This is a genomic window from Nonomuraea deserti (assembly GCF_004348685.1).
Lineage (GTDB): Bacteria > Actinomycetota > Actinomycetes > Streptosporangiales > Streptosporangiaceae > Nonomuraea > Nonomuraea deserti.
On sequence record NZ_SMKO01000300.1, the window covers coordinates 1 to 8338 of the forward strand.

The window sequence follows — 8338 nt, forward strand, 5'->3', positions numbered from 1 at the left end:
GTGGTGGCGGGCTGGGGCGGCGGTCCGGCGGGGGCGCGGCTCGGAGTGAGCGAGCGTGCGGTGCTGACGCTCGTCCTGGTGCATTCCGTGGCGATCCCGAGGGCCGAAGGGCTGCTGCCCGAGGACTCCTGGCTGTCACCGCACCCCACCCCGGTCGACGAGTTGCGCCGCCACACCCAGCTGCCGATCGGCGAGCTGGAGGCGGCGTTGCGGGCGCTGCGGCATGCGGGCCTGCTGGGCCAGGTGAAGGCCGGTGAGGAGGCGGGCGGCTACGTGCCGGGGCCGCAGTTCCACCGGCTCACTCCGGCGGCTCGGCGCCGCCTGCAGGAGGAGCTGATCCTGGCGGCCGGGCCGAGCACCCCGCTGGCGGCGGCCGTACGCGCGCGCAGGTCAGCGCGGTGAAGATGTCGGATGGAAGGGTAACGGGGGTACGAGTGTCGCAGGTGGAGAACGTCGTCGGAGACCGCGTACTGATCGCCGTGCAAGCGGTCAACATCTCGCGACTCTCGACCCATCCGGTGCCCACCGTGCCCGGCACGCTCATCGTCGTGGCCGGCGCCGGGCCCAAGGACTCCAACGGCGCGGGCAAGTCATCATTTATCGCCTCGATCACGGCACTGCTCGGTGATGAGCAGTGGCGGTTCGCGTCGGGCGCGAAGGCGGTGTCGGAGCTGCTGTTCAACGCCGAGCTGGCCAGCGGCGCCGGGTCCCGCCAGTGGGCGAGCGCCGACCACGGCTACATCGTGGGCGTGTTCGGGCCGCCCGGCATGGACGGCTTCGCCCCGGCGGGCCACGGCGCCGCGCCCACGGCCCATGCCTCGGCGGCCGGGACGTCCGCCTCCCTGGACGACACCGCAACCGACGGCACGACTTCCGACGGCGCGGCGTCCGACCGTGCCGCATCCAGGGACGCGGCGTCCGGAGGTACGGTGCCCGGCCTCTCCGCATCCGGAGGTGCGGCGTCCGAAGGTGCGGCGTCCGAAGGTGCGGCGTCCGAAGGTGCGGCGTCGGGCCTCCACGCATCCGGAGGTGCGGCGGCCGATGCGGGGGCGTTCGTTCTTGGGGATCCCGGAGCGAGCGCGGAGCTGTTCGAGGTGCCCGACACCTCCGGCGGGGCCCTGACCGTGTGGCTCAAGGTCAACCAGGAGGCGCCCCACCTGGAGATCAGGTGGCGGGAGGGCGTGCATCTGGCGGCGTCCCCCTCGGAGGCCGAGCGGGTAGCTCGCGCCGACGAGATCTGGGCGTCGCTGCCGAAGTCGGCCGGGCGGCGTGACGTCGTGGCCCGCGACCTGACCAAGGTGCTCTACGGCGACCGGGTCAGGTGCGTGTCGTTCCTGTCCACGTCCGTACGCAGCAAGGTCGCGACCAACCTGCTCTCCCAGCCGCTCAACGAGATCTCCCCCGAGCGCGTCTTCGAGGCCATCGCCGCGCTCACCGGCCTGGACGCGGAGCTGGAGCAGGAGCGGGAGGCTCGGCGCGACGAGCACGCCAGGCGGGTGCGCGCGGCGCAGGCCGCCGATCGGCTGGCCGAGTTCGAGTCGGAGTCGAAGGCGTTGCTGACCACGTTCGACCGGCGCGACCAGGCGAGGGTACGGCTGGCGGACGCGTTGCGGTGCTGGCGGGGCAGGCTGGCCCGCAAGCTGGCCGACGCCGCGGGCAAGGACGACGTCCTGGCCGCCGGCCTCGAGCGGCACCTCGCGGCGGGCGAGGCCGCGGCCGAGTCGATCGCCATGGTCAAGGCGGAGATCACGACCCTGCGGGAGGACACCCTCGACCGGCAGGTCTCCCAGGCGCGCAAGGAACTGGCGGCGATGCAGGCGCGAGCGGCGAAGCTGGACGCCGACCGCGCGGTGGCGGAGAACTCCGCCGACGAGTTGCGCGGGCTGATCCCGGCGCTGGAGGAGAGCCGCAGGTTCGCGGACGGGCGTGACGTGCCCACGGCCGAGCGGGAGCTGCGGGAGGTGCGGCTGCGGCTGAACGAGGCGCTCAAGGCGCTCGGGGTGGCCGACCAGGAGGTGTCGTCCGCTCAGGCCGCGCTCGACGACGCGGAGGGCGGCCCGGCGGCGGCCCAGCTCAACGCGCTGACGGCGGCGGGCATCGGCGCGACGGGCCTGCTCGACGCCCTCGACGTGGCCGAGCAGGCCCGCGACTCCGCGAGCCCCGTCCAGGAGCCCGCCCGGCAGAAGGCGCCGGACGATGCCGAAGACCTGGGCGCCGCGCTCAAGGCGCGTTATGGCAAGGCCGGCGGACAGCAGGACGGGCAGCAGGACGGGCAGCAGGACGGGCAGCAGGACAGGCAGCAGGGCGGGCGACCGGGTGAAGCCCCGCTGGGTGAGATCCCGCTGGGTGAGCTGCGGGGGTGGCCGAACGAGCATGCGGTGATCGTGGACGCGGCGCAGCTCGACGCCGCCGCCGCGGCCCTGGCGGAGCTGCCGGGTTCGGTGCTGGTCAGTGCCGCAGGGGTGAGCGTCGTCGGCGCGTTCGACGGGATGGCGACCGGGCGGGAGGCCCGCATCAAGGCCGCCGAGCAGCGGCTCAACCGGGCGAAGGACGTACAGGAGACGGCGGCGCAGGCCGTGCGCGACGGGGAGGAGTCCGTCGCCGAGGCGCAGCGCCGTTTGGAGGGGGCCAGGGCGGGGGTGCGCCTGGACGAGCTGGAGGCGAAGCTGGGCGAGCGCCGGGCCAGGCTCGGCGAGCTCAACGCCGCCATCGAGGAGCTCGCGCCGAAGGTCGCCGAGGCCGAACGGCAGGCGGGCGCGCTGGACTTCCGCGCCCGCACCCGGGACATGGAGATCGAACGCCTGGAGGGGCGGCGGCAGCGGCACGAGGCCGAGCGGGCGCAGGCCCGTGACCAGGCGGCGAAGGTCACCGCCGAACGCGAGTCGCTCAAGCTCGACGCGCTGGCCGCCGACTGGGGCGGCACGGTCGAGACGGCCCGCGAATGGCTGGCGGCGCTGCCCGAGGAGGAGCGGCCTCGCACGGCCGAGGAGTGGTGGCGGATCGCCGAGCGCCACCTCGACCAGGCGTTGCGCGACACCTTCCCCGAGGACGACGCGGAGGTCCCGGAAGAGCTGCGGTTCCTGCTGGAGGAGCGGGGCGGAAGCACGGCGCGGGAGCAGGCGACGTTCGCGGCGGTGTGCGGGTCGCTGGCGTCCTACCTGCGCGGTCAGGAGGAGTACGAACGCCACCAGCGCCGGCAGATCGAGGCCCAGCTGGTGTCCAGGCAGCGTGACCTGGCGGCGGCGGCCAGGGGCGCCGAGGAGGCGGCGCAGTCCACGGCCGTGCACCGGGCCGCGCTGACGGCGGCGATCAAGGCGCGGCTGACGCGGGTGGCCGAGGAGTTCGAGAAGCTCGACACCTCGTACGGCGGCTACGGCGCGACCCTCGAGTTCCCGGTGCCGCCCGCGCCCGCCGATCCCGAGCAGCGCTGGCAGTGGCGGGTGACGCCGAAGTGGCGGCGCGGCGAGGGGCAGGGGTTCGTGCCCTACAACCGGCGGGCCAACACCGCGCTCATGGACGAGAAGGCGGTCAAGCTGGTGTGCGCGGCGGCCATCGCCTCGTCCGGGGGCGGGCATCTGTGCCTGGTGCTCGACGAGTTGGGGCGCAACCTGGGCAAGGAGCACCGCAGGGAGGCGGTGGCGTTGTTCAGGAGGATCGGGGAGACGTACGGCATCACGGTGATCGGGGCGTTGCAGGACGACATGGAGCCGTACGCGATCGACGCCTGCGGCCAGTACATCAAGTTGCGGCGGTCGTCCGACGCGATGCCGTACAACGAGCCGCCGGTGATCGTCGGGCACGACCAGCACAGCGAGCGCGTACGGGCGCTCGCGGCGTACGTGGACCGCGGCGCCGTGGCCGGGTGAGCGCCATCGCCGGCCAAGGTTTTCATGCAGGCTCACCCGCTGCAGGACGTGCCCACTCCGCGCCCGCCGGCCCTCAGATCCGGTACATGGGTGAGCTTTTGGAGAGTCCGCTGATTGCCACGTTATTCTGGTATGCGAAGTCGAGAAAGCCGGCGTCGCAAGTCGCTCACCTCGTCGCGCAGCTTCTGCAGTTCGGACGCGTCTGGCCCGTTCACCTTGGCGATGTCGAGCCCATCGTTCACCCTGCGGCCGGCGTCATCCAGATGTCCGGCCACCGGCCCGAGCTGCGAGTCGATCCGCCGCAGCTCCTCGGTCCGCTGTCTGAGAAGCCGGTTGAAATGTTCGTCAAGATACGGATGGTCCGCCAGCGGTTGCCTGGCGAGTTGAGCTCTCTGGACTTCGCTGATTTCTCCGCGCGCATACGCGCCCCGCAGCCTGACCTCGAGGGTCATCTTGGCATCGCCCAGGCGCCGTTGGGCCTGTGCCAGCCCTGTTTCGGCGTTCCCGATTCTCGACCTGGCTTCTTGGATGGAGTACCTGGCACGGGCCTGCGCCTGCGTGGCTCGCTTGGCGGGCGTTCCCCGGAGCCGCCCGGCGAGCCGGGTGTAGATCCGTCCGATGAACCGTGTGGCGGTGAGCAGCCACTGCTGCATGCGCTGGGCGACCGGCCGCAGCAGCCGCCTGATCAGCGCCCGTCCCTGCGGCGTGAGAGCGGCCAGGCCCGCCATCCCGGCCAGCCCGACGAGAATCCCGCCGGCCCATTTGACCGTGCTCCACGCGACCCGGGCGGCGCCCGCTCCAAGCGAGGCGTGCTGCGCCTGGACGGTACTGCGGCGCAGCACGCCGACCTGTCCGCCCACGTGCTCGGCCAGCGCGTCCGTGGCGGCACCGGTGTTCGCGCCACCGAGCCGGTACGCGCGGACGCCGTCGACAGCGACCGACTCCTGCGAACGGCCCAGAGACTCCAGCACACCGACCTGGCGTTCCAGCTCGGTGGTGTCCGGCGGGCGCGGAACACCCAACAGGCCGAAACCGGCCTCCTCAAGCCCGGTAGCCATGATCGGCACTCACCTCGCTCATCGCCTCAGCCTCCGCGTTCGTCGCCGCCATCAGCGCCTGGCCCTCTCCCGTCCCGCCGAGCCCGGCGATCACCTCCGCGGAGCAGCCAAGACTCGACGTCAACCGCACGAAACCGCTCGGCGCGTCGTCGTCGGGAGCCGCACACACATCCATCACTCCTGTCCCGAAGTCTTCTAACACATCAGAGCCAACAGATCCAACCGGTTCCACCGTGCGCATGACTACGCAGCAGCATGACCATCACCAGCCCTCGCACGACGCACCCCCGGTGCCCCGCGATCAGGGTGCAGCGCCGACGCAGCCGGTCGGGGACCATCGCCGAGACCACGGTGCCCGCCGCCATGAACACGCCGATCATGGTGAGCGCGAGCATCGTGGTCTTCGGGATCTCCAGCACGCACGTCCCGTACGCCAGGCAGTAGGTGGTGGCCGTGTAGAAGAGCGTGTACGCGATAGGCACGACCCAGCACAGCGTGCGATACGGGCGCCCGCGGCGTACGTGGACCGCATCGTCCCGGCGGGTGGATCCCGGCGGCCGGGAGTCTGCGTGGGCGGGCCCCGCGATAAGTCGGTCCGTCACAGTCCGCTGGTCACACGATCCGGTACATGTCCTGGATCTCGAAGGGACCGTTGATGTCCATGCGGGTGGTCCACGCGCGGTCGGCCAGTTCGGCGCGCCGGAAAGTCAGGTCGCTCACCTGCTGCCGCATGTCGTCCAGGTGGGAGGCGTCCAGCCCGTTGGCCCTTGCGATCCCGAGCCCTTCGTCCACGTGCCGCCGGGCGTCGTCAAGGTGGCCGGCGGTGTGCCTGCTGAGGTGCGTCTCGATCTGTTGGAGTTGATCTCCTTGCCGGCTCAGGTTCCATTTAGCCATGTCGTCGAGATAGGGGTGGTTCGCCAGCCCTTGTGCGTTGAGCCGGGTCGTGGTGGCGGCGTCGGTTCCGTTGCGGACGTACGCGGTGTCGAGCGTTTTTCTGGCATTGCGCACCTGCGTTTCGACCTGGCGCAGCCGTTCCTCGGCCCAGTTCATGCTCATGGCGGCCTGGTCCGTCGAGTTGCCGGCACGCATGGCCGCGGTGCGCGCCGCCGTGACAGGATGCTGCCGCGTTCCCCGCTGCACGGCGGACGCGGTCCGGCCGGCCGTCGACTGCCCGGCGCCCGGCGGCTTGGCGGGCGTTCCCCGGAGCCGCCCGGCGAGCCGGGTGTAGATCCGTCCGATGAGCCGGGTGGCGGTGAGCAGCCACTGCTGCATGCGCTGGGCGACCGGCCGCAGCAGCCGCCTGATCAGCGCCCGTCCCTGCGGCGTGAGAGCGGCCAGGCCCGCCATCCCGGCCAGCCGGACGAGGATGCCGCCGGCCCATTTGACCGTGTTCCACGCGACCTGGGCGGCGCCCGCCCCGAGCGAGGCGAGTTGCGCCTGGGCAGTGCTGCGACGCAGCACACCGGCCTGTCCCGCCACGTGCTCGGCCAGCGCGTCCGTGGCCGCGCCCGTGTTCGCGCCGCCGAGCCGGTACGCGCGGCCGCCCTCACCGGCGACCGACGCCTGCGAACGGCCCAGAGACTCCAGCACGCCGGCCTGGCGTTCCAGCTCTGTGGTGTCCGGCGGGCGCGGAACGCCCAGCAGGCCGAAAGCGGCCTCCTCAAGCCCGGTGGCCATGATCGGCACTCACCTCGCTCATCGCCGCCGCCTCCGCCTCCGCCTGCGCGTTCGTCGCCGCCATCAGCGCCTGGCCCTCTCCCGTCCCGCCGAGCCCGGCGATCACCTCCGCGGAGCCGCCGAACAGCGCGACCAGGTATTCCTGGTAGGGGCCGGCGAAGTCGGGGTAGGGCAACGGGCCCGTGCTCCCCGCCATCTGTCCGCGAAAGCCCTGGTGGACCTGCTGCTGCTCGTCCGTCAGCGTCCGGAATTGCCGGGCGGACGCTTCGCGGCCGGCGACGTCCCAGGTGATCTCTTCATCTGTCATCACGGGGCAGCTTTCCTGAGGGCGGATCATCCAGGCGGCGCAACATCTCCTCGAGACTCGACGTCAACCGGGCGAAATCGCTGGCCGCCTGCGCTTCCATGTCGTTGACCCGGCGGATGAACTCCTCCGTGCCGGGGCCCTCCTCCGCGGGCGTGGCGGGCTCGCCGACCCGGGCCAGCCGGTCCTGCTGCGCCGCGCGCACGGCGGCGACGATGTGGCCGGCCAGTTCGTGCGACCCGAGGCGCATGGCCCGCGGGTCCAGCTTCAGCCTGGCCAGCAGGCCGTCCTCCCCGACGATCGCCCCGATCTGACCACCGGCGGCCTCCCCTGCTCCGGTGGGCGGGTCGTCATCAGGCGCCGCTCGCACGTCATCACTCCAGTCTCAATCGTCACTTCTGACACATCTGGGTCATAGCATTAAACCGCCCCAGCGCCCGCATGCCCACCCAGCGCGTCAGGCGATCGGCGGGCCGGTGTAGGAGGCGCGCAGGCGGAGGAGGGTGCCGCGCTCGTACTCCTCCATGGCGTGCGCGAGCCAGCCCGCCGCCCTGGCCACCGCGAAGATCGCCTCGCCCGAGCCGCTCACCATGCCGCTGACGGCGGCCAGGATGGCGAGGGCGAAGTCGATGTTGCGCTCCGGCAGCCGCCTGCGGCGCATCTCGGCCAGCACGGCCGTGCCCGCGGCGATCCGCTCGTGCCCCGGCGCGGCCTCCTTGACCAGGTCCAGCAGGGCGCCACCGCGGCCGTCGCCGTTCTTGTAGATGCTGTGGCCGAAGCCGGGGACGCGTTCGCCGCGGCGCAGGCGGTCCGTGATCGCCCGCGTGGCCTGGCGTGGCTCGGCGACCTCGGCGAGCAGGCGTTCCGCGCCGTACGAGGCACCGCCGTGCCACGGGCCGCCCAGCACTCCCAGGCCGGTCAGGACCACGGCGTACGGGTCCGCCCGCGCGGAGGCGGCGACCCTGGCGGCCAGCGTGGAGGCGGCCAGTTCGTGGTCGGCGAGCAGCACCAGGGCCGCCTGGAGGGCGTGGAGCAGGCCGGGTGCGGGCGGGGCCGGGCACAGGCGGGACCAGAGGCGTTGGGCGATCGACTCGCCCTGGGGCTCGCCGAGTTGCGGCATGGCGTCGACCAGGCCGGCGATCAGGCGGCGGCCGGTGTCGGTCACGGAGGCGGGATCGAGCTGGTGGCGGAGAGGGTCGGATGCGCCCAGCACGGTGGCGATCACCTGGAGGCGGTCGAGCGGCAGCAGGTCCTCCGGCAGCCCGCGCTGGGCGGCGACGGCGGCCCGCAGCGCTTCCGGCTCGCACCGCCACACCGCGCTGCCGGAGGGAGCCGCGGGGCCCGGCCGCTCCTCACCGTGACCGCCGGCGGCGCCGGCCGGGGACGTACCCTCACGAGGCGAAGCGGCACCGGGCAGGGGGGCGGGTGAGGGC

Annotated in this window: 8 protein-coding genes and 1 pseudogene; 2 read left to right on the forward strand and 7 right to left on the reverse strand. The window is 72.8% G+C overall.

Going from position 1 to position 8338, the window contains the following annotated elements; all coding sequences use genetic code 11:
* Together E1292_RS48195 and E1292_RS48200 are read left to right on the forward strand one after the other, a co-directional pair.
* Positions 1–402: pseudogene (locus E1292_RS48195) on the forward strand (hypothetical protein); the annotation flags it as partial.
* 2 nt (positions 403–404) lie between these two features.
* Positions 405–3866: a coiled-coil domain-containing protein gene (locus tag E1292_RS48200; RefSeq protein ID WP_439331961.1), complete on the forward strand. Its 3462-nt coding sequence runs from the start codon at positions 405–407 to the stop codon at positions 3864–3866.
* A gap of 122 nt (positions 3867–3988) precedes the next feature.
* On the opposite strand, the gene E1292_RS48205 is transcribed toward E1292_RS48200, so the two are convergent.
* The 7 genes from E1292_RS48205 to E1292_RS48235 form a co-directional block, all read right to left on the reverse strand.
* Positions 3989–4924, reverse strand: a complete 936-nt coding sequence (locus E1292_RS48205; protein ID WP_132606515.1) for a hypothetical protein — start codon at positions 4922–4924, stop codon at positions 3989–3991.
* Positions 4908–5099: a hypothetical protein gene (locus E1292_RS48210; protein ID WP_132606516.1), complete on the reverse strand. Its 192-nt coding sequence runs from the start codon at positions 5097–5099 to the stop codon at positions 4908–4910. Before E1292_RS48210 ends, E1292_RS48205 begins: the two co-directional genes overlap by 17 nt.
* Before the next feature lie 28 nt (positions 5100–5127).
* Positions 5128–5406: a hypothetical protein gene (locus E1292_RS48215; RefSeq protein WP_132606517.1), complete on the reverse strand. Its 279-nt coding sequence runs from the start codon at positions 5404–5406 to the stop codon at positions 5128–5130.
* A gap of 130 nt (positions 5407–5536) precedes the next feature.
* Complete coding sequence (locus E1292_RS48220) at positions 5537–6601, reverse strand: hypothetical protein (protein WP_132606518.1); 1065 nt, start codon at positions 6599–6601, stop codon at positions 5537–5539.
* The gene (locus E1292_RS48225) at positions 6585–6908 is read right to left on the reverse strand and encodes a hypothetical protein (protein WP_132606519.1); all 324 of its coding nucleotides are present in this window, start codon (positions 6906–6908) and stop codon (positions 6585–6587) included. The genes E1292_RS48220 and E1292_RS48225 overlap by 17 nt, the downstream gene beginning before the upstream one ends.
* Complete coding sequence (locus E1292_RS48230) at positions 6898–7275, reverse strand: YbaB/EbfC family DNA-binding protein (protein WP_132606520.1); 378 nt, start codon at positions 7273–7275, stop codon at positions 6898–6900. Before E1292_RS48230 ends, E1292_RS48225 begins: the two co-directional genes overlap by 11 nt.
* Before the next feature lie 87 nt (positions 7276–7362).
* Positions 7363–8338: citrate/2-methylcitrate synthase (locus E1292_RS48235; RefSeq protein WP_132606521.1), on the reverse strand; the 976-nt coding region annotated here is incomplete at its 5' end.

What these genes read in the sequence shown, in the direction of transcription:
- E1292_RS48200 (WP_439331961.1), top strand. Translation starts at nt 405, where the DNA reads ATGTCGGATGGAAGGGTAACGGGGGTACGAGTGTCGCAGGTGGAGAAC.
- E1292_RS48205 (WP_132606515.1), bottom strand. Translation starts at nt 4,924, where the DNA reads ATGGCTACCGGGCTTGAGGAGGCCGGTTTCGGCCTGTTGGGTGTTCCG.
- E1292_RS48220 (WP_132606518.1), bottom strand. Translation starts at nt 6,601, where the DNA reads ATGGCCACCGGGCTTGAGGAGGCCGCTTTCGGCCTGCTGGGCGTTCCG.
- E1292_RS48225 (WP_132606519.1), bottom strand. Translation starts at nt 6,908, where the DNA reads ATGACAGATGAAGAGATCACCTGGGACGTCGCCGGCCGCGAAGCGTCC.
- E1292_RS48210 (WP_132606516.1), bottom strand. Translation starts at nt 5,099, where the DNA reads ATGGATGTGTGTGCGGCTCCCGACGACGACGCGCCGAGCGGTTTCGTG.